The organism is Gemmatimonadales bacterium (genome assembly GCA_035502185.1).
In the GTDB taxonomy this organism is placed as follows: domain Bacteria; phylum Gemmatimonadota; class Gemmatimonadetes; order Gemmatimonadales; family JACORV01; genus Fen-1245.
In genome coordinates this window covers 48,125-68,332 of the sequence record DATJUT010000059.1, presented here as the reverse complement: position 1 = coordinate 68,332, position 20,208 = coordinate 48,125, and the positions used below count along the sequence as shown (strand labels likewise).

18 protein-coding genes and 1 pseudogene are annotated in these 20,208 nt (G+C 72.8%); 1 reads left to right on the top strand and 18 read right to left on the bottom strand.

Annotated features, from left to right (window positions below; all coding sequences use genetic code 11):
* Positions 1–6: 6 nt before the first annotated feature.
* From VMF70_08055 to VMF70_07980, 16 genes are all read right to left on the bottom strand, one after another.
* Positions 7–573, bottom strand: coding sequence for an SIS domain-containing protein (locus tag VMF70_08055; protein ID HTT67965.1), 567 nt, complete (start codon positions 571–573; stop codon positions 7–9).
* Entirely contained in the window at positions 570–1,331 is a 762-nt protein-coding gene (locus VMF70_08050) for a CpsB/CapC family capsule biosynthesis tyrosine phosphatase (GenBank protein ID HTT67964.1), read from the bottom strand. Before VMF70_08050 ends, VMF70_08055 begins: the two co-directional genes overlap by 4 nt.
* Positions 1,328–2,053: a geranylgeranylglyceryl/heptaprenylglyceryl phosphate synthase gene (locus tag VMF70_08045; GenBank protein HTT67963.1), complete on the bottom strand. Its 726-nt coding sequence runs from the start codon at positions 2,051–2,053 to the stop codon at positions 1,328–1,330. Before VMF70_08045 ends, VMF70_08050 begins: the two co-directional genes overlap by 4 nt.
* The gene (locus VMF70_08040; GenBank protein HTT67962.1) at positions 2,050–2,367 is read right to left on the bottom strand and encodes a hypothetical protein; all 318 of its coding nucleotides are present in this window, start codon (positions 2,365–2,367) and stop codon (positions 2,050–2,052) included. Before VMF70_08040 ends, VMF70_08045 begins: the two co-directional genes overlap by 4 nt.
* 37 nt (positions 2,368–2,404) lie before the next feature.
* A complete protein-coding gene (gene alaS / locus VMF70_08035; GenBank protein ID HTT67961.1) occupies positions 2,405–5,167 on the bottom strand; it encodes an alanine--tRNA ligase in 2,763 nt (920 codons plus the stop codon).
* A 41-nt stretch (positions 5,168–5,208) separates the two neighbouring features.
* On the bottom strand, positions 5,209–5,847 hold the full coding sequence (locus VMF70_08030) for a regulatory protein RecX (protein ID HTT67960.1): 639 nt from the start codon (positions 5,845–5,847) through the stop codon (positions 5,209–5,211).
* Positions 5,848–6,894: a recombinase RecA gene (gene recA / locus VMF70_08025; protein ID HTT67959.1), complete on the bottom strand. Its 1,047-nt coding sequence runs from the start codon at positions 6,892–6,894 to the stop codon at positions 5,848–5,850.
* A gap of 184 nt (positions 6,895–7,078) precedes the next feature.
* Positions 7,079–7,462, bottom strand: coding sequence for a YraN family protein (locus VMF70_08020; protein ID HTT67958.1), 384 nt, complete (start codon positions 7,460–7,462; stop codon positions 7,079–7,081).
* Between the two features lie 124 nt (positions 7,463–7,586).
* Entirely contained in the window at positions 7,587–9,665 is a 2,079-nt protein-coding gene (locus VMF70_08015) for a DNA translocase FtsK (protein ID HTT67957.1), read from the bottom strand.
* A 121-nt stretch (positions 9,666–9,786) separates the two neighbouring features.
* Complete coding sequence (locus VMF70_08010) at positions 9,787–10,539, bottom strand: 2-phosphosulfolactate phosphatase (protein ID HTT67956.1); 753 nt, start codon at positions 10,537–10,539, stop codon at positions 9,787–9,789.
* Entirely contained in the window at positions 10,536–11,897 is a 1,362-nt protein-coding gene (accC, locus tag VMF70_08005; protein HTT67955.1) for an acetyl-CoA carboxylase biotin carboxylase subunit, read from the bottom strand. The genes VMF70_08010 and accC overlap by 4 nt, the downstream gene beginning before the upstream one ends.
* On the bottom strand, positions 11,897–13,186 hold the full coding sequence (locus VMF70_08000; protein ID HTT67954.1) for a PilT/PilU family type 4a pilus ATPase: 1,290 nt from the start codon (positions 13,184–13,186) through the stop codon (positions 11,897–11,899). The genes accC and VMF70_08000 overlap by 1 nt, the downstream gene beginning before the upstream one ends.
* Before the next feature lie 7 nt (positions 13,187–13,193).
* Positions 13,194–13,661: an acetyl-CoA carboxylase biotin carboxyl carrier protein gene (gene accB, locus VMF70_07995; GenBank protein HTT67953.1), complete on the bottom strand. Its 468-nt coding sequence runs from the start codon at positions 13,659–13,661 to the stop codon at positions 13,194–13,196.
* On the bottom strand, positions 13,658–14,752 hold the full coding sequence (locus VMF70_07990) for an aminopeptidase P family protein (protein ID HTT67952.1): 1,095 nt from the start codon (positions 14,750–14,752) through the stop codon (positions 13,658–13,660). The genes accB and VMF70_07990 overlap by 4 nt, the downstream gene beginning before the upstream one ends.
* Before the next feature lie 168 nt (positions 14,753–14,920).
* The gene (aroQ, locus tag VMF70_07985) at positions 14,921–15,373 is read right to left on the bottom strand and encodes a type II 3-dehydroquinate dehydratase (protein HTT67951.1); all 453 of its coding nucleotides are present in this window, start codon (positions 15,371–15,373) and stop codon (positions 14,921–14,923) included.
* Positions 15,373–17,517 (bottom strand): tetratricopeptide repeat protein, encoded by a 2,145-nt coding sequence (locus VMF70_07980; GenBank protein HTT67950.1) that lies wholly within the window; start codon positions 17,515–17,517, stop codon positions 15,373–15,375. Before VMF70_07980 ends, aroQ begins: the two co-directional genes overlap by 1 nt.
* A 151-nt stretch (positions 17,518–17,668) precedes the next feature.
* Here VMF70_07980 and VMF70_07975 point away from each other — a divergent pair, with 151 nt between their 5' ends.
* On the top strand, positions 17,669–19,504 hold the full coding sequence (locus VMF70_07975; GenBank protein HTT67949.1) for a peptidyl-prolyl cis-trans isomerase: 1,836 nt from the start codon (positions 17,669–17,671) through the stop codon (positions 19,502–19,504).
* Between the two features lie 275 nt (positions 19,505–19,779).
* On the opposite strand, the pseudogene VMF70_07970 reads toward VMF70_07975, so the two are convergent.
* A pseudogene (locus VMF70_07970) lies at positions 19,780–19,920 on the bottom strand (twin-arginine translocase TatA/TatE family subunit).
* 15 nt (positions 19,921–19,935) lie between these two features.
* A complete protein-coding gene (locus VMF70_07965) occupies positions 19,936–20,208 on the bottom strand; it encodes a DUF4321 domain-containing protein (protein ID HTT67948.1) in 273 nt (90 codons plus the stop codon).

The window sequence follows — 20,208 nt, the reverse complement described above, 5'->3', positions numbered from 1 at the left end:
CGCCGCTCACTTCAGCCCCGGCTCCACCTGCGAGCACACGTAGTGGTCGACGGCGAGCTGCACCTCCTGCGCGTGCGCCGCGTCCTCGCACGGCACGACAACCGCGACGTCCACCAGCTTCGCCAGGGCGCCGCCGTCCGCCGCCAGGAGCGCGACCGTGCGCACGCCCGCCGCCTTCGCGGCCTCGGCCGCCCGGACCAGGTTGGCCGAGCGCCCCGACGTCGAGATGAGCACCAGCAGGTCGCCCGGCCGCCCGTGCGCCTCGATCTGCCGCGCGAAGATGTGCTCGAAGCCGAGGTCGTTGGCCGCCGCCGTGAGCAGCGAGCTGTCGGTGGAGAGCGCGAGCGCGGGGGCCGCCCGCCGCTCGCGCGGCCGGTAGCGGACCACGTACTCGGTCGCGATGTGCTGCGCGTGCGCGGCGCTGCCGCCGTTGCCAGCGAAGTAGACCGTCCGGCCCGCCGCCAGCGTGCCCTGCACCAGCCCCACGTAGCGGGCCACCGGCTCGGCCAGCACCGCGGCCGAGCGCGCGGCGACCCGCGCCAGCTCCTCCAGATGGCCCAGTGGCGCGCTCACCGCTCGGACCCTCCCACGAGGAAGTCCTTCAGCTTGGTGTACATCGAGCGCCGCACCCGGAACGGCGGCACCGGCCGCAGCGGCTGGTCGTCGAGGATGGCCTGCGGGTTGTCGATCGCCAGCAGCTCGGCCTGCGCGCCGCCGCCGTGCGACTCCAGCCAGCGCACCGCCGACGCGACCGAGCGGGCGTCGCCGTGGTTGTCGCTGGCGACGATGGACGCGCAGCCCGCCTCGAGCAGGGCCCGCGCGCGCCCGGCGCGGCGCGACTCGCCGAGCAGGGTGGTCGCGTCCACCTGGAGCACCACGCCGGCCTGCTGCCAGCGCCGTCCCAGCTCCGGCGTGCAGACCGAGTAGCGCTCCGGGTGCGCCAGCAGCGGCACCAGGCCCTGCGCGACGATGCCCGCCAGGACCTCCACGCTGGCGTCGGCCGGCACCAGGCGCCCGAACTCCACCAGCACGTACCGCGAGCCCGCCAGGCAGCAGCACCGGTCGGTGAACCGCGGCGCGGGCACGTCGAGCATGATCTCGAACCCGCGGCGCAGCGCCGGCCGGGGCGGCGCGGCGTCCACCAGGTCGCTCAGCAGCGCGTCCATGTCGTCGCAGGGCGCCGACTCGAGCGCACTCGCCTTGAGGTGCGGCGTGCAGCACACCGCGGTGACCCCCTGGGCGGCGAAGTGCTGCAGCACCTCGACCGACTGCTCGATGGTGTGGGAGCCGTCGTCGACCCCGGGAATGAGGTGGGTGTGCAGGTCGATCATCGGGCCGCGGCCGCCAGCTCCCGGATCCGGCCGGGCCCGCCGTCCTCGATCGCGCTGCCGACCACCACGAAATCCGCCCCGGCGCGGCGCGCCCGGCAGACCTGCTCCGGGGTGCGCAGCCCGCCGCCCACCAGCAGCGGGAGCGACACGGCACAGCGCACCGCCTCGATGACCGCCGGCGCCACCGGCGACGCGGCGCCGCTGCCGGCATCGAGGTACACGGCCGCCATGCCGATCAGCTGTCCCGCCATCGCGTGCGCCGCGGCCAGCTCCGGCTTGTCGGCGGGCAGCGGGCGCGTCTGGCTCACCGCCTCGACCGCCGTGACGCGGCCGCCGTCCATCAGGAGGTAGGCGGTCGAGATCGCCGGCACGTCGTGCCGGCGGAAGAAGGGGACCGCGCGCACGTGCTCCTCGATGAGGTATTGCGGGTTGCGCCCCGAGACGAGCGAGAGGAGCAGCACCGCGTCCACGTTGGGCACCAGCTGCGCCGCGGAGCCCGGGAAGAGCAGCAGCGGCAGCCGCGAGGCCCGCTTGATGGCCGCCGCCACGTCGCCGGTGCGCGCGGTGCTGTCGTACGAGGTCCCGATCAGGAGCGCCACCGCCCCGTCCGCCTCGGCGCCGGCCGCGAGCGTTCCCGCCTCGGCGGCGGGCGTGCGCTCGGGGTCCACCAGCACGCACAGCCCCGGGGCGCGCTCCATCAGCCACTCCTGGCCGGTGCTCACGTGCCCACCGCGGCCAGGAGCCGGCCCGCCAGGCTCGACAGCTCGCCCCCACCCTCGGCGGCCGCCTCGAACGCGTAGGTCACGAAGGCGTCGGCCGCGAGCAGGTCCATGGCCGCGTCGTACGCCACGCCCTGGCGCTCCACCACGGCGCGCAGCGTCACCAGACCCAGCCGGCCGACCGCTTCGGCGACCGAGTCACCGGCCAGCACACCGTCGGGCGCGGCCGTCACGCACTCGGCGAGCCGGTTGGCCAGCGCCGCCGGCGGAGCGGGCCGGCGGGATTCGAGCCAGGCCAGAAGTTCGGGGCGGGTCACCGACGGTGGGTGGGTTGCAGGTTGTGGGTTGGAGCGCTCACCGGTGGGCCTCCAGGACCTCGCGCACCAGCTCGGGCGCGCGCCGCTCGACGTCGCCCAGCTTCGACGCGTCGCCCGCGCCGGCCGACGCGAAGTGCGGCCGGCCCCCGCCCTTCCCGCCGCTCACGGCGGCCAGCCGGTTGGCCAGATCGGGCGCGACCACGCCCCGCGCCACCAGGTCGTCGGTGACCCCGACGTGGATGCCCGGCCGCTCGCCCGTGGCCACGATCACCAGCACGCCGCTCGCCGTCTGGCTCCGGAACGCGTCCACCATCGCGCCGATCTCGTTCCGGTCCGCCGTGTCGCTCGACGCGACGGCGATCCGGCTGCCGTTCACCTCGACGATGCGCGCCTTCGCCGCGTCGGCGCCGCCGCTCTTGATCAGCTCCTCGACCCGCTTCTCGAGCTTGCGCCGCTCGTCCACCAGCGCCTCGACCCGCCGCGCCAGGTGCTCCGGCGTGCTGCCCACGACCTCGGCGACGCCGTCCAGCAGGCGGACCCGGCCGGCCAGCCACTCGAAGGCGCCCGGGCCCGTCAGCGCCTCGACGCGCCGCACGCCCGCGCCCACGCCGGTCTCGCCCACCAGCCGCACCAGGCCGATCTGGCCGGTGGTCCGCACGTGGCACCCGCCGCACAGCTCCAGCGAGACGCCGGGCACCCGGACGGTGCGCACCACGGCGCCGTACTTCTCGCCGAACAGCGCCATCGCGCCCAGCGCGATCGCCTCCGCGTACGGCATCTCCTGCTTGACGACGTCGAGGTTCTCCCACACGTGCCGGTTCATCTCGGCCTCGATCTCGGCCAGCAGCGCGGGCGGGATCGGCTGGTGGTGCGTGAAGTCGAAGCGCAGGTGCTCCGGCGAGACCACCGAGCCGGCCTGGTGCACGTGGTCGCCGAGGACCTTCCGGAGCGCCGCGTGCAGCAGGTGCGTGGCCGTGTGGTTGCGCTCGGTGTCGCGCCGCAGCTCCTCGTCGACCAGCGCCTCGACCCGGGTCGGCGCGAACGGGCCCTGGAACGGCCCGAACACCGCGGTGCCGCCCTCGACCTTGCGCACCTCGGCGACCGGCAGCACCCAGCCCTTGCCGCGCACCTCGCCCGCGTCGCTGACCTGGCCGCCGCTCACGGCGTAGAAGGGATTCTCGTGCAGGATGAGGCCGACGCCGTCCCCGGTCTGCCGCCAGGCGAGGATGTCGGTCTCGGCACGCGTGGTGTCGTAGCCGACCCACTTCTGGCGGGCTCGCTTGCCGACGGGCGTCCATGCGCCGGCGTCGGACTCAGCGCGGCCGGGTGCGGCGCCCTTCTCGCGCCCTCCCGTCCGCTCGCGGTCCTCCCTGGCGCGCTCCCCGCCGCCGCCCGTCCCCTCCGCGCGGGGAACCCCCCGCTTCGCGTCCGGGAGGGCGCTCGAAGTGCCACGGCCGGATGCGCCGCGCGCCTTCCTCGACCGGTCGCGCTGCTGGTCGAGCAGCGCGTCGAAGCCCGCCACGTCCACCGTGAGCCCGCGCTCGGCCGCGACGATCTCGGTGAGGTCGATCGGGAAGCCGTAGGTGTCGTACAGCTTGAACGCCTCCTCGGCGGTGACCGACCTGAGCGCCGCGAGGCGCTCGAGGCCGCCCTCGATGGTCTCGAAGAAGCGCTCCTCCTCGGCCCGGGTGACGCCCGCCAGGTGCGCGGCGCCCTTCACCAGCTCCGGGTAGTGCCCGCCCATCACCTTGACCACCTCGTCCACCAGCGCCACCAGCGTCGGCTCGCGGCGGCCCAGGAGGTAGGCGTGGCGCACCGCGCGCCGGAGGATGCGGCGCAGCACGTAGCCGCGGCCCTCGTTCGACGGGTAGACCCCGTCGGCGAGCAGGAACGCGACGGCGCGCGCGTGGTCGGCCAGCACCCGGAACGGCGCGCCGGCGGGGCCCCGGTCGTACGGCCGGCCCACGACGTCCACGGCGCGCGCGATGAGCGGCGTGAAGAGGTCGGTGTCGAAGTTGGAGCGGACGCCCTGGAGCACGGCCGCGATGCGCTCGAGGCCGGCGCCGGTGTCCACCGACGGCGCGGGCAGCGGCACCAGCTCGCCCGTGGCCTGCCGGTCGAACTGCATGAAGACCAGGTTCCAGATCTCGAGGAACCGGCCGGCCTCGGCCAGCTCGACGAACTGGTCGAGCGAGTGGACGTGGTTGGAGACGTGCTGGGACGGCGGGGGCGCGGCTCGAGAGGCCCCACCGCCCTCCCCCAGGTCCACGTAGATCTCGGAGCACGGGCCGCACGGCCCCGTCTCCGCCATCTGCCAGAAGTTGTCCTTGTCCCCCAGGCCGTAGATCCGGGCGTCCGCGATGCCGGCGACCTCGCGCCACAGCCGGCGCGCGTCCTCGTCCTTGTGGTGGACGCTGATGCGGATGCGGTCGGGGTGGATGCCCAGCCACTCGGGGCTGGTGACGAACTCCCAGGCGAACGCGATGGCGTCCTGCTTGAAGTAGTCGCCGAAGGAGAAGTTGCCCAGCATCTCGAAGAAGGTGTGGTGCCGGTCGGTGTGGCCCACCTGCTCGAGGTCGTTGTGCTTGCCGCCGGCACGGACGCACTTCTGCGACGTGGTCGCGCGCCGGTAGTCGCGGCGCTCCAGGCCGAGGAACACCCGCTTGAACTGCACCATCCCGGCGTTGGTGAACAACAGGGTGGGATCGTCGGCGGGCACCAGGGACGACGAGGCCACCTCCCGGTGGTCCCGCTGCACGAAGTAGTCGAGGAACCGGCGGCGGATGGTCGCGGCGTTCATGAGCCGGGGAAAGTTACCCGCCGCGCGGCGCCTTCACCACCTCACGAGGCCGCGAGCGCCGCCTTCACCACCTCGATCACGTCGGCCGCCGCGAAGCCGCGGCGCAGCAGGTACGTCTTCAGCCGCCGGCGGCGCGTGGCGAGGTCGAGGTCCTCCAGCGTCGCCGCCTTGCGGGCCGCCGCCTCCCGCAGCAGCTCGACCGCCTCCACGCCCTCGTCCTCGAGCGCGTCGCGGACCGCACGCTCCGCTTCTTCGCGCCCGATGCCGAGCCGGCGGAGGTCCCTGGCCAGGCGCGCGGGCCCGTAGCGGAACCGCCGCGCCCGGGTGCGGGCGAAGTGGCGCGCGAACTCCCCGTCGTTGATCAGGCCCGACGCCACCAGCGACGCCACCGCCTCGCCGGCGGCGGCGCCCGCGTAGCCCTTGCGCACCAGGCGCCGCTGGATCTCGGTCGAAGGCAGCGCGCGGAAGGCGAGAATGCGCAGCGCGGCCGCCCGCGCCGCGAACACCTCGGCGCGCTGCTCCACGCCCTGCACCTGGGCCGGGGACAGCACCGCGTCCACCGCGAGGCCGAGCCCCCGCACGTCCGCGGGCCCCACCAGCGCGTACGAGGCGCCGTCCAGGAAGACGACGACGCCCCCGCTGCCCCTCGGGTCGCTCTCCAGCGCCGTGACGGCGGGCACCTACTCCTCCGCGACTCCCTCCTCCTCGACCGGAGCCACGGCCTTCATCCCCAGCCCGTCCTTCACCTTCGCCTCGATCTCCGCCATCAGCGTCGGGTTGTCCTTGAGGAACAGCTTGGTGTTCTCCCGGCCCTGGCCGATGCGCTGGTCGGCATAGGCATACCACGCGCCCGACTTCACGATCACGCCCATCTCCGCCGCCAGGTCCACCAGCAGGGCGGCGTGGCTGATCCCCTCGTCGAACATGATGTCGAACTCCGCCTGCCGGAACGGCGGCGCGACCTTGTTCTTCACCACCTTCACCCGGGTGTGGTTGCCGATCACCGTGTCGCGCTCCTTGACCGGCCCGATCCGGCGCATGTCGAGCCGCACCGAGGCGTAGAACTTGAGCGCCCGCCCCCCGCTCGTCGTCTCCGGGTTGCCGAACAGGATGCCGACCTTCTCCCGCAGCTGGTTGATGAAGATCACGGAGGTCCGGGAGCGATTGATCCCGCCCGCCAGCTTGCGCAGCGCCTGGCTCATCAGCCGGGCCTGGAGACCGACGTGGGTGTCGCCCATCTCGCCCTCGATCTCCGCCTTGGGCACCAGCGCCGCCACCGAGTCCACCACGATCACGTCCACCGCGCCCGAGCGCACCAGGATGTCGGTGATCTCCAGCGCCTGCTCGCCCGTATCCGGCTGGGAGATGAGCAGGTTGTCCACGTCCACGCCGAGCTTCCTGGCGTAGTCCACGTCCAGCGCGTGCTCCGCGTCCACGTAGGCCGCGACGCCCCCGGCGCGCTGCGCGTTGCCGGCCACGTGCAGGGCGAGCGTGGTCTTGCCCGACGACTCGGGACCGAAGATCTCGGTGACCCGCCCGCGCGGGATGCCTCCGACCCCGATGGCCGCATCGAGGTTGATGGCGCCGGTCGGGATCGCGTCCACCTTCACCCGCGCCCGGTCCGAGCCCATCCGCATGATCGAGCCCTTGCCGCAGGTCTTCTCGATCTGGGCGATGGCGAGATTCAAGGCCTTCCTGCGATCGTCCTGCTGCGCCTCTGGAGCCATCAGTCCCTCGGAATGCAGAGTTCAGTGGAGTTGCCGGACGGCAAGTTGCGAGTGGTCACGAATTGCCAGTGTCGAGAGCCAAGAACCCGCCCCGGGCGGCCTCTCCACCACCTCCGACCCACAACCTACCACCCTCTCGTTCCCACCCGAATATATACCGAACCTCCCATTCCGCCAGTCGCCCCTATCGCCAACCCGGGCGAAAGGCATCCTGCAGCCACTCCAGCTTCCCGCCCGTGACCGTGATGACGTCGAAGCGGATGCTGTTCCAGGCCCGCCCGTGCCGCGTGAGCCACACCGAGGCCGCCCGCACCAGGTTGGCCTGCTTGCGAGCGGTCACGGCCTCCGAGGCCGCGCCGAAGCGCTCGTCGGCCCGCGCCTTCACCTCGACGAACACCACCACCGCTCCCCGCCGCGCCACCAGGTCCACGTCCGAGTGGCCGTAGCGGAAGCGCTGCTCGAGCACCTGGTAGCCCTGCACGCGCAGGGCGTCGGCCGCCAGGGACTCGGCCCGCGCGCCCGCGCGGTGGCGGGGATCCTTCCAGGTGCTGGGATCGCTCTTGAGCACGAGCCGAACGTAGGCGCCCAACCGGAGTCCCCGTGAACCGAAATATCGCAGCGCCCGGCAGGAATTAGGCAGGGTTCAGAAAGGCGGACTGCGGTACGGTTACGAGACGCCGAGTTGCGAGTGGCTAGTACGGTCCCACTCGATCGAGGTCGTCCAGCCCGACCAGCACCTCCCGGGCCTTGGACCCGTCGGGCGGGCCCAGCACGCCGGCGTCGTGCAGCTGGTCGATGATGCGCGCCGCGCGGCCGTAGCCGATCTTCAGCCGCCGCTGCAGCAGGGACGTCGAGCCGAGCTGGTTCTGAATGCAGCACTCGGCGGCCTGACGGAACAGCGGGTCGCGGTCCCCGGCCGCGCCGACGGCCGCCGGCTCTCCCTCGCCCTCTTCCGCGGCGATCCTGGCTCGCACCACTTCGAGGATGTCGCTCTCGCCGCCCGGCCCCGCCTCGGCCTGTGCCGCGGCCGCCGCGGCCTCGAGCCGCTCCTCGCGGCGCGCGTCGAACCAGTGCATCAGCCGCTCGGTCTCGTCCGTGCCGACGTACGCGCCCTGCAGGCGCAGCAGATCGCTCTTGCCGGGCGGCATGAACAGCATGTCGCCGTTGCCCAGGAGGGCCTCGGCGCCGTTCTGGTCGAGGATGGTGCGGCTGTCCACCTTCGAGGCGACGCGGAACGCGATGCGGCAGGGGAAGTTCGCCTTGATGAGCCCGGTGATCACATTCACCGACGGCCGCTGGGTCGCGAGCACCAGGTGGATCCCGATGGCGCGCGCCTTCTGCGCCAGCAGGGCGAGCGGGGTCTCCACCTCGGCCTGCACCGTCATGATCAGGTCGGCCAGCTCGTCCACGAACAGGATCACGTAGGGGAGCGGCCCGTCCTCCCACGGCTCGCCGTTCGGCTTCACCAGCTGCTGGCCGTCGGCCAGCTTGCGGTTGAAGTCGCCCAGGTTGCGCGCCGAGTTGGCGTGCAGCAGCTCGTAGCGGTCCTGCATCTCCCACACCGCCCACTTGAAGACGTGCGCCGCGTCCTTGTTGTCGGTGACCACCCGGTGCCGGAGGTGCGGCAGCGCGTTGTACATCGACAGCTCGACCATCTTGGGGTCGATCATCAGCATCCGCAGCTCGGCCGGCGTGTAGCGGTAGACCAGGCTGGTGATGATGGTGTTGATGCAGACCGACTTGCCGGACCCGGTCGCGCCCGCGATCAGCAGGTGCGGCATCTTGGCCAGGTCGGCGATGATCGCGCGGCCCTCGAGGTCGCGGCCGAGCGCCACCGGCAGCAGCAGGCGCTGCGGGGCCCGTCCCCACTCGGCCGTTTCCAGCAGCTCGCGGAACCCGACCATCCGCGGCGTGGGGTTGGGGACCTCGACGCCGACGGCGCCCTTCCCCGGAATCGGAGCCACGATCCGGATGGACTGGGCCCGCATCGTGAGCGCCAGGTCGTCGGCCAGGGCCGCGATCCGGCCCACCTTGACGCCGGCCGCGGGCACGACCTCGAACTGCGTGACGACGGGGCCGGTGGTCCGCCCCGCGATGGCGCCCTCGACCTTGAACTGCTTGAGCGTGTCGAGCAGCACGTCCTGGAGCCGGTCCAGCTCGGCCTCGAAGGAGGCGGGCTGCGGCGTGGGCGGCGCGAGGAGGTCGATGGGCGGGAGCTCGTCGGGGGAGCCGCCGGGCGTGGGGTGTGGGGCGTGGGGTGCGGGGGCCCCGCCCTTCCGCCGCCGTTTCGGCGCGGGGCCGCCGCTCCCGGCCGCGAGCTCCGCCTCCGGCTCCGCCGCGGCGAAGATGTCCTCGGGGGCCATGGGCTCCGCCGGCTCCGGCGCAGGCGGCGGCGCACCGGGCGCCACGGAGGGCCTGGGGCGCTTGCGCAGCACGCCGAGCGGGTTCCACCCCACCGTGATCACGGTGAGCACGCTGAAGCTGCCGAGCGCGACCAGAGCCTCGCCCACGGGGCCGACGCCGCGCAGCGAGTAGGCGAGGAAGCCGCCGGCGAGTCCGACCACGGGGGGATAGGCGACCTCGCCCGCGGCGGCGAGCGCCGCGCTCGCGGCGGCGTCGAAGCTCTGGAAGGCCACGCCCGCGGCGAACGGCACGGTGACGGCGAGGCCCGCGAGCAGCACGGTGACGCGGCGGCCGACCGCGCGCTCGAAGTGGCCGAACAGGGCCACGGCCCAGGCCAGCGGCATCAGGGGGACGGCGGCGGCGCCCACGCCCAGCAGGCCGCGCAGCGCGCCGCCGAGGGCGACGCCGGCGTTGCCGGTTAGCGAGACCCCGGGGGCCGTCGCGAGCGCGAGGAACAGGCCCGCGAGCAGAGCCCCGATGGCCCAGAGGTCATCCTTCGTTCGCGGGTCGATTGGCCGTGATCCTCCGGTCGGCGTAGAGGGGGAGCACGGGGTACGCGTCCTGCGCGGCACAGGCCTCGAGGTCCGCGCGGAACCCCAGCTCCACCAGCTCGCGGCCGTGGGCGCTGGCCCGGAGCGCGCGCATCCAGCGCTCGCCGTAGTGGCGGGCCAGCTCCAGCGCGGCCACGGCGCCGTCGTTCAGGGCCACGCGCCTGAGGCCCCCGTCGGGCAGCACCGCCTTGGTCAGGCGTCCCGCGGCGAACGCGTCCTCGAGGGCGAACTGCTTGTCGCCGCCCGCGCACAGGACCACCAGCTCCCCGTGCTGCTCGAGGGCCGCGCGGGCGCGCGCGACCACGGCGCTGAAGTTCACGGCGGCCGCCGTCATCACCTCGCGGGCGCCCTGCGCGGTGATCAGCGCCTGGGTCCCGTTGGTGGTGGTCATCACGATGGTCTTGCCGGCGATCGCCTCGGGCCCGAACTCCGCGGGCGAGTTGCCGAGGCCGAAGCCCTCGATGCGCACCGACTTCCGCTCGCCCGCCAGGATCACGGTGTCGCGCTCGAGGTTCTGGGCGATGCGCATCGCCTCCTCGGTGGACCCGGCCGGCAGGATCGCCTTGGCCCCGTTGGCGAGGGCCACCGCGATCGTGGTGGTGGCGCGGAGCACGTCGATGACCACCACCGTGCGGCCGGCGAGGTCGGCCGGCGCGACCGCGCTCGGCGTGTAGACGACGTCGATCTTCACGACTCCGGGCTCCCGAGCAGCTGCGCCTCCCGCTCCAGGAACTTGGTGTCCACGTCCCCGGCCTGGAAGGCGGGATGCAGGATGACCCGCCCGAGGAACGGGATGGTGGTGGTCACGCCCTCGATGATGAACCCGTCGAGCGCCTGGTGCATGCGCGCCAGCGCCTCGGCCCGGTCGTTCCCGTGGACGATCACCTTGGCCAGCAGCGAATCGTAGAACGGCGGCACCGTGTAGCCCGCGTAGATGTGCGTGTCCACCCGCACGCCGGGCCCGCCCGGCGGGTGAAAGGTGGTCACGACCCCCGGGCAGGGCTGGAAGTTCCGCGCCGGGTCCTCGGCGTTCACCCGGCACTCGATGGCGTGCCCGCGCAGGAACAGGCCGCTCTCCGGCACCGACAGCGGCTCCCCGGCCGCGACCTTGATCTGCTCCTTCACCAGGTCCCACCCCGTGGTCATCTCGGTGACCGGGTGCTCCACCTGGATGCGGGTGTTCATCTCCATGAAGTAGAAGCTGCCGTCGCCGTTCAGCAGGAACTCCATCGTCCCGGCGCCGACGTAGCCGATGCGCTCGGCCAGGTGCACCGCGGCGCCCCCCATGCGCTCGCGCAGCTCGGGTGTCACCGCCGGCGAGGGCGCCTCCTCCACCAGCTTCTGGTGGCGCCGCTGCACCGAGCAGTCGCGCTCGCTGAGGTGCAGCACCCGGCCGTGCCGGTCGCCGAACACCTGGATCTCCACGTGCCGCGGGCGCTCGAGGTACTTCTCGAGGTACACCGCGTCGTTGCCGAACGCCGCGAGCGCTTCGCCGCGCGCCAGCTGGAAGTGGCGGGCGAAGTCCTCCTCGTCGGCGGCCACCCGCATCCCCTTCCCGCCCCCGCCCGCCGCCGCCTTGATGATGACCGGGAAGCCGAGCTGGTGGGCGGCGGCGACCGCCTCCTCCACGTCGCCGACGGGGCCCGGCGTGCCCGGGATGATGGGCACCCCCGCGGCCTCGGCCAGGCGGCGGGCCTCGGCCTTGTCGCCCATGGCGCGGATCTGATCGGGCGTGGGGCCGATGAAGGTGATGTTCGACGCGGCGACGATCTCGGCGAACTCGGCGTTCTCGGCCAGGAACCCGTAGCCCGGGTGGATGGCGTCGGCGCCGGTGATCTCGGCGGCCGCGATGATCTGGGGGATCTTGAGGTAGCTGTCGCGCGCCGGCGCCGGCCCGATGCACACGTCGTCGTCGGCGAACCGCACGTGCAGCGACTCGCGGTCCGCCTCGCTGTAGACGGCGACCGTGGCGACACCCAGTTCGCGGCACGCCCGGATGATGCGCAGGGCGATCTCGCCGCGGTTGGCGATCAACACCTTCTTGAACATCAGCGCTGCAGCGGATCCCTGCTCAGGCCCGGCACCTTGGGCTGGCTGCGCGGCGGCTCCTCCGCGGCGACCGCCCCTCCGGCCGGCTTCGCCGCCCTCCGCCCCTTCTCCTCGAAGCCCTCGAAGGTCCGGTCGCTCGCGGCGGCGATGCCCTGGACCTGCAGCTGGAACTCGGTCGGATTGGAGCAGTAGAACAGCGCGTTCTCCAGCGAGATGATCCCGCTGGTGTACCACTGCATCAGGCTCTGGTCGAACGACTGCATCCCGTACTGGACCGCGCCCTCCTTGATCAGGTCCGGGATCGCCAGCTGCGCCTTCATGTCGCGGATGTTCTCGCGCACCGCGGCCGTGTTGATCAGCACCTCGCACGCCGGGACCCGCGTCACGCCGTCGGTGGTGGGCACCAGCCGCAGCGACACCACCGCCTGCAGGGCCGTGGAGAGCAGGTGGCGCACCTCCTCGTGCTGGTGCGGCGGGTAGAACGAGATCACGCGGTTGATCGTCTGGGTGGCGTCGGTGGTGTGCAGGGTCGAGAAGACCAGGTGGCCGGTGTCCGCCGCCTTGATCGCCGTGTCCAGCGTCTCCATGTCGCGGATCTCGCCCACCATGATCACGTCGGGGTTCTGCCGCAGCACGTGGCGGAGGGCGTTGTGGAAGGAGAGCGTGTCGGCCCCGATCTCGCGCTGGCTGACCATCGAGTTGATGTCGCGATGCAGGAACTCGATCGGGTCTTCGACCGTGATGATGTTGACGTGGCGGTGCTGGTTGATGTGGTTGACCATCGCGGCCAGCGCCGTGGACTTGCCGCTGCCGGTCACGCCGGTCACCAGCACCAGCCCGCGCGGCTTCAGCGCCAGCGCCTCGAGGATCCTGGGCAGCCGCAGCTCCTCGACCGTCTTGACCTCGTAGGGGATCACCCGGAACGCGAAGGCGAGCGTGCCGCGCTGCCAGTAGATGTTGACGCGGAACCGCCCCACCCCCGGCACGCCGATGGCGAAGTCCGCCTCCTTCGTCTCCATGAACTCCTTGAGCTGGCGGGGCTGCATCAGGTGCTCGGCCAGCAGCTTCAGGTCCTGCGGCGTCAGCGGCACCTGGTCGGGCATGGGCATCAGCTCGCCGGCCACCCGGATCGTGGGCGGGCGCCCCACCTTCAGCAGCAGGTCCGAGCCCATCTGCTCCACCATGTAGCGGATGGAGATGGGGAAATACGCCGGGGCGCCGGACTTGCCGGGGGCCGCACCCGCGGACGGGGACGACGCACCGGCCGGGGCGGGCGTGGGCTGGGACACGCGTGGCTCAGACACTGGGTTCCACCCGGAAGAGTACCTGACCGAACTCGACGGGCTGGGCGTCCTCGACGAGGATCTCGCGCACCGCTCCCGTCACCTCGGACTCCAACTCGTTCATGATCTTCATCGCCTCGATGATGCACAACGTCTGGCCGGATGTGACCCGGCTCCCGACCTTCACGTAGGGCTCCGCCCCCGGCTCCGGCGAACGGTAGAAGGTCCCCACCATCGGGCTCTTCACCTCCAGCAGCCGCGTGCCGGACGGGGCAGCCGCGGCGCCCGCCGACGGCGGGGTGGCGGCCGGGGCGCCCGGTGGCCCGGGGTCCGGGCCGGGCGCCGCCACATAGACGGGCGTGCCGCGAGCGCTCTCCCGGCTGACCCGGTAGGTGGTGAAGCCCCGCCGGATCTCGATCGTGGTGGCGCTCGAGGCGTCGAGGAGCGCCAGCAGTTCCTTGAGCAGCGCGAGGTCGGTCATCCAAGCACCAGGAGATCTCGTGGAAACTGGGTGAGCAGCGTGGCGCCGTCGACGCCGAGGACGACGTCGTCCTCGATCCGGACCCCACCCCAATCCGAATAATAGATGCCCGGCTCCACCGTGACTACCGCGCCTTCCGGGAGCACCTGCTCCGCGGTCCGCGCAAGCCGAGGCGCCTCATGCACTTCCAGGCCCAGGCCGTGGCCCAGCGAGTGGCCGAACGCCTCGCCGTGGCCGGCCTCGTCGATCACGTGGCGCGCCAACGCGTCGGCCTCGCGGCCGGAGAGGCCCGACCGCAGGCCCTCCAGCGCCGACGCCTGCGCCCGCCGCACCACGCCGAAGATCTCGGCCTGGCGCCCGGTCGGGGCGGCGCCCACCACGAAGGTCCGCGTCACGTCCGACGCGTAGCCGTCCACCACCGCGCCGAAATCCAGGAGCAGCAGCTCGCCCCGCTCCACCCGGCGCGCGGTGGACCGCGCGTGGGGCAGCGCCGAGCGCGGCCCCGACGCCACGATCGAGGGAAACGGGTGGTCCTCGCTGCCGTGGCGCCGGAGGGCGGACTCGAGCAGGCCCGCCACCTCCAGCTCGGTCTGGCCGACGCGGACGGCCGCGGTCGCCTCCTCGAGCGCCGCGCCCGCCACCGCGCCGGCGGCACCGAGCGCGGCGACCTCCTCCGGCGCCTTCGCCACCCGCAGCCGCTCCACCAGGTCGGTGGTCGGCTGGAATCGCCACGCGGCGGCGCCGTCGCCGGAGAGCCGCTCCGCCTCGTGGACCGTCACGACGTGCCCCTCGTAGCCCACCGAGTGCACGAGCGGGTACTGGGGCAGCAGCTTGAGCAGGCGCTCCCAGCTGCCGGAGCCGTCGATCACGATGCGCGCCAGGTCGCCGATCTCGCCACGGGACTGCGCTTCGTAGCGGAAGTCGGTGATGAACAGCACGCCCTGGCGGCACAGGAACAGGAGGCCCGCGCTGCCGGAGAAGCCGGTCAGGTAGCGGATGTTCGCGGGGTGGGAGACCAGGAGCGCATCCAGGCCCTCGTCGGAGAGGCGGGCGAGGAGGGCATCGATGCGTTCGGGGCGGCGGTCAGGCATTCTTCAAGTTGCCAGACGGCAAGACGGCACGGCGGAAGTGGTTACCAGTTGCCAGCCTCCAGATCGCAGTGCAGCTGCAGGTACTGACGACTTGTCTGGCCCCCGACCACTCTCGCCTGGGAACCTCTTCAGTACGTGCCGTCTGGCGACTGTTCTGAGCACCGGCCTTCAGTCCTCCGCCTTCTTCGGGGCCTTGAGCCACGCGACGAGCCCTTCGAGGCCGAGGAGGTACGACCGCGGCCCGAAGCCGGCCACGACGCCCACGGCCAGGTCGGCCAGGAGCGAGCGGCGCCGCTCCTCCTCTCGCGCCCAGATGTTCGTCAGGTGGACTTCCACGAACGGCACCGCGGCGGCGAGCACGGCGTCCCGGATGGCCAGGGAGGTGTGGGTGTACGCGGCCGCGTTGACGAGCGCGCCGTCGGCCCGGCCGCGCAGGGCCTGGATCGTCTCGACCAGCTCGCCCTCGTGGTTGGACTGGCTCCACGCGATTTCGACGCCCAGGTCCCCGGCGCGGGAGCGCACCGCGGCCTCGATTTCGGGCAGCGTCGCGGTGCCGTAGCGTCCGGGCTCCCGAACCCCGAGCAGATTGAGGTTCGGCCCGTTGACCACCGTGATCCGCACTAGCGCTTGAGTCCCTGCAGCCAGGCGTTGAACGCGCTGAGGTCCTCGTCCCCGCTCTGGGCCGGCTCGTCGGGGGCCTTCGACGCGGGCCGCACGCTCGCCTGATCCTGCGGCGCACCGAAGAACTCGTCGAACGAGGTGCCACCTGCCGGCGGCGGCGTCGCGGCGGCCGCGGCGGCCGGCGGCGCGGCAGCCGGCGCCTCGGTGGCGCCGAAGATCTGATCCAGCGAGAACGCCTCGTGGGCCGGATGGGCGGGCTCGCCCGCGGGCTCCGGCGCGGGCGCCGCGAACGCCGTGTCGAGCGGCGTGGGGCCCGGCGGCGGCGCCGGAGCCGGCGCCGACGGCGAGCGCAGCCGCGCCGCGGCGACCCGGCGCAGCCACGTCCCCACCGACTCGGCTCCCTGGGAGTCCGCGCTCAGGTCCGGCGGCTCCTCCAGCCGGCTGAGCTTGCTCTGCAGGCCCGCGTCGCCCGGCCGCTGGGTGAGCAGCCGGCGGTAGACCGCCGCCGCCTCGCTGCGGAACCCCTGCTGCAGGTACAGGTCGCCCAGCGTCTCCGACAGCATCGCCTGCTCGGCGCCCGGGCCCTTCTCCTCGGGCGGCGTGGGCGAGACCATCTGGACGAGCTTCGACGACGGCCTGGCCAGCTCCTCGGCGGGCGTCACGTCCTCCGGCATGATGAGCGGCAGGCCGGCGGAGGGACGGGGCGCGATCGAGGAGGCCGGCGGCCGGTGCGCCACGGGCGGCGGCTCCGTGTCGATGATGGAGTACGCGCCCGACAGGTCCGCCGGCAGCTCGACGTTGACCGGGGCCTCCGCCACCTGCGGCAGGGAGTCGAACGTCTGGAGGTCCTCGTCGCGCTCGATCGTGAACTCGCCCGCCTCGGCGCGTCCCTGGCTGGCCGGCGCCGCCTCGGCCGTGGCCGGCGGCTCGCCCGCGGGCGGCGGCTCCGCGCCCTCGATGGTCGCCAGGAACTCGACGGCGGGCGTCGTCAGACCGTCGTCGTGCTCGATGGCGGCGACGTCCTCGGCCCGGATGGCCCGCGACGAGCGCTCGCCGGTGCCCCAGGCCAGCGAGTCGTCGAACGGCATCAGGTCGAGTCCGGAGTCGGCGACCTGCAGCTCCTGGGGGAGCGGATGCCGGTCGGGCACCGGCTCGGCCGCCTGCTCGGGAGGCTCGACGCTCTCCTCGATCGCCGGCGCGGGGCTCTCGGGCGCGGCCGCGAGGGGCGGCATCTCGAACGTGGGCTGCGTCGGCTCCACGACTTCGAGGTGTGCCTCCGCCGCTTCGCCCACGGGCTCGGCGACCGCCGGGCGCGGGGCCTCGCTCAGCTCGGGGTGAGCGGCCTCGGCGGCCGCCGCCGGGAACGCAGTCGGCGGCTCGATCGGCGCGGTCTGTCGCTCGGGGAGGGCCACCTCGGGCGCCGGGGGTGCCGGCTCCGCCGCGCGCGGCTCCGGCATCGCGGGCATCGCGGGCGGCGCGGGGGCCTCCGCAGCCGGCGCGGGGGCCTCCGCAGCCGGCGCGGGGACCTCCGGGGCGGGAGCGGGGGGCTGGACCACGGCTGCCGGCGGCGGGGCCTCCACGACCTGGGGCGCAGGCTCCGCCGTCATCGGTGGAGCGGCCGCGGGCAGCCGGGACTCCAGCACGGCTGCCGGCTCCACCTCCGCCGCGACGTCGGCGAACGACACCTCGGCGCCGCCGGCGGCGTGAACCGCCTCGATGGGCTGGGTCGCCTGCTCGGCGATCACCCCGCCGAGGCGCTGCAGGTCGGCCTCTGCCTCGGTGTTCATCGAGTCCACCACCAGCAGCTGCTGGAGCCACTTCCGGGCCTCCACCGTGCGGCCGGTGCGCTCGGTGATCTCCGCCAGGCTCTTCAGTGCGATGATGTTCTCGGCGTCCAGCTCCAGGACCGACCGGAACGTCCGCTCGGCCTCGGCGTCGTCGCCCTTGTCCAGGAGGCAGCGGCCCAGGACGATGCGGGCCGAGAGGTAGTCGGGGTGCTTGGCGAGCCCGGCGCGCACCAGCTCCAGGGCGCGATCCAGGCTCCCGGCCTTGCGGTAGGCGTCCGCCAGGGGCGCGAAGAACCGTCCGTCGGGGTTCTCCGCGTACCGGCGCTCGAGTTTCTCGATCTCGCTGGGCGCGGCCATGCAGCTCCTGGGCAGGCGCTCTTCGGCCGCGAACATACTGCGTCGGGGCCGGAAGTGTCAACGGTGAACCGACTTGAGGCCGGTTGGCTTTGCGCGTTGTCTCGTCTACATTTAGCCCGCTCCCGCGAGGGGGGCTTTGGGGGTATCGGCCATGCTGCGCACCATGCGCGAAAAGACCAAGATCATCATGCTGGTCCTGGCGGTCGCCTTCGTGGGGTGGCTCGTCTTCGACGTCGGCATGGGGGTCACGGGGCGGCGAGCGGGCCCCTCGACCCAGAACGTCGGATTGGTGAACGGCTCGCCCATCCGCTATCAGGACTGGCTCCGCGCCTACCAGGCCCTGTCCGAGGAGCAGCGGGCGCGCAATCCCGGCCAGGTGCTGACGCGGGAGGACCAGAAGTCCCTGGAGGACGAGGCGTTCGACCAGGAGGTCCAGGACCAGCTGATGCAGGCCGAGTTCCGGCGGCGCGGCATCGTGGTGACGGACGACGAGATCCGGAACGCGGCGCGCCGGATGCCGCCCCAGGAGATCGTCAAGGACAAGGACTTCCAGACCAACGGCCAGTTCGACCCGCAGAAGTGGGAGCGGTTCCTCTCCAGCGGGCAGCAGTCCGAGGGCTTCCTCCTCCAGCTCGAGGACCGGTATCGCGCCGAGCTGCCGCGGCTGAAGCTGCTCGAGGACGTGACGAGCGACATCTACGTCTCCGACGCCAAGCTGTGGACCATCTTCCGTGACCAGCACGATTCGGTGACCGTGCGCGCCCTGGTGGTCCGGCCCGACCAGGCGGTGGCGGACGCGTCGGTGCACGTGACGCCGCAGGACCTGCAGGCGTTCTACGACGCCCACCAGACGGACCTGCGGCGGCCCGCCCGCGCCTATCTGTCGTTCGTGGGCATCATCAAGCTCCCGCAGACCGTGGACTCGGCGGTGGCCATGGACCACGCGCGGGCGCTGCGGGACTCGCTGCTGCACGGGCTGGACTTCGCCGCCGCCGCCAAGGCCGAGTCGGCCGATTCGGCGAGCGGGCCCAACGGCGGCCTGCTGCGCACCTTCGGCCACGGCGAGATGGCACCGGCCTTCGACCAGGCCGCCTTCCACACGCCGGCGGGCCAGATCAGCCAGCCGGTCGTGACCCCCTACGGCATCCACCTGATCAAGGTGGAGAAGCGGACCGCGGACAGCGTCACCGCCCGTCACATCCTCATTCCGATCGAGCGCACCGGCGCGCGGCTCGACACGCTCGAGGCACGGGCGGATTCGCTCGACCGCCTGGCGGCGGAGCAGACCGATCCCACGATGCTCGACAGCGTCGCGCGCAAGATGTCGCTCGGCATCGGGCAGACCGGTCCGATCTACCAGGGCGAGGCCGTCGTGCTCGGCCGCTACCGGATCCCGGACGTCGGGGTCTGGGCGTTCGAGACCAAGGTCGGCGAGCTGAGCGCGGTGATCGAGACCAGCGGCGCGTTCTACGTGTTCCGGCTCGACAGTCTCCTGCCGGCCGGCGTCCCGCCGCTCGCGGAGATCCGGCCGCTCCTGCAGGGGCAGGTGGTCAAGGAGAAGAAGCGGCAGGCGGCGGAGGCCATCGCCCGGGACGCCGAGCGGCGGCTCGCCTCGGGCCAGACCCTGGACCAGGTGTCGGGGGCGCTGCATCTGCCCATCCAGACCGTCGGCCCGTTCGCCCGGACCTCCACGGTCGCGCTGCTCGGCACCGCGAGCGAGGCGGTGGGGGTCGCCTTCCGGCTGCGCGTGGGGGAGCGCTCGCGGCTGCTGTCGAGCGACCAGGGCTTCTTCTTCCTCGAGCCGACGCGGCGCAAAGGGGCCGACTCGGCGCTGTGGGCCAAGCAGGTGGATTCCCAGCGCGCCGCCGTGATCCGCACGGCGCGGCAGTACCGGGTCGAGGCGTTCCTGCAGTCGCTGCGGCGCCAGGCGACGGTGGTGGACAACCGGGCGGCGGTGCTGAGGCCGACGGCGGGGGCGACACAATGATGCAGCGTGAGAGGTGAGGGGTGAGACGTTCCGGTGAGAAGTGAGACGTGAAACGGCGTGAGAGGTGAGAGGCTGTGTGAGGGGTGAGAAGCGAAAAGGCGTGAGAGGGAGCCACCTCTCACGCCTTTCTCACTTCTCACGCTGCTTGCTTCTCACTTCTCACTTCTCACCTCTCACTTTCAGTTGCTTCTCCTATCCGTCGCCGGCGGAATCGTGGGCTGCGAGGCGGCCGGCGGCGGCGGGGGGGGCGGCGGCGGCTGGTTCACGTCGGTCTGGATGTCCCGCATGCTCTTCTTGAACTCGCCGATGGACTTGCCCAGCGCACCGCCGATCTCCGGCAACCGCTTCGCCCCGAACAGCAGGAGCAGGATCACCAGGAACAGCAGGATGTGGGTGAGGCTGAAGCCCTCGAACATCGATGCCTTCCTTCCCTAGAAGAGGGATCGCGCCAGCAGGTACGCCAGGACGACCCCGACCACCGCGAGCACCGAGATCCTCACGCCGACCGGGCCGACCGTGAACCACAGCACCAGGAGATCCACCGTCACCGGGCCGAGCTTCGGCGTCACGGCCAGCGTCAGCACTTCCTTCGGCGCCCCCGCGGGCAGCACCCGCTGCAGCAGCGCGGACAGGAACCCCCCGAGCGCGAACCCGGCCGAGAGCACGCCCAGGTAGAACAGCGGCCGCCGCGGGACGTGCGCCAC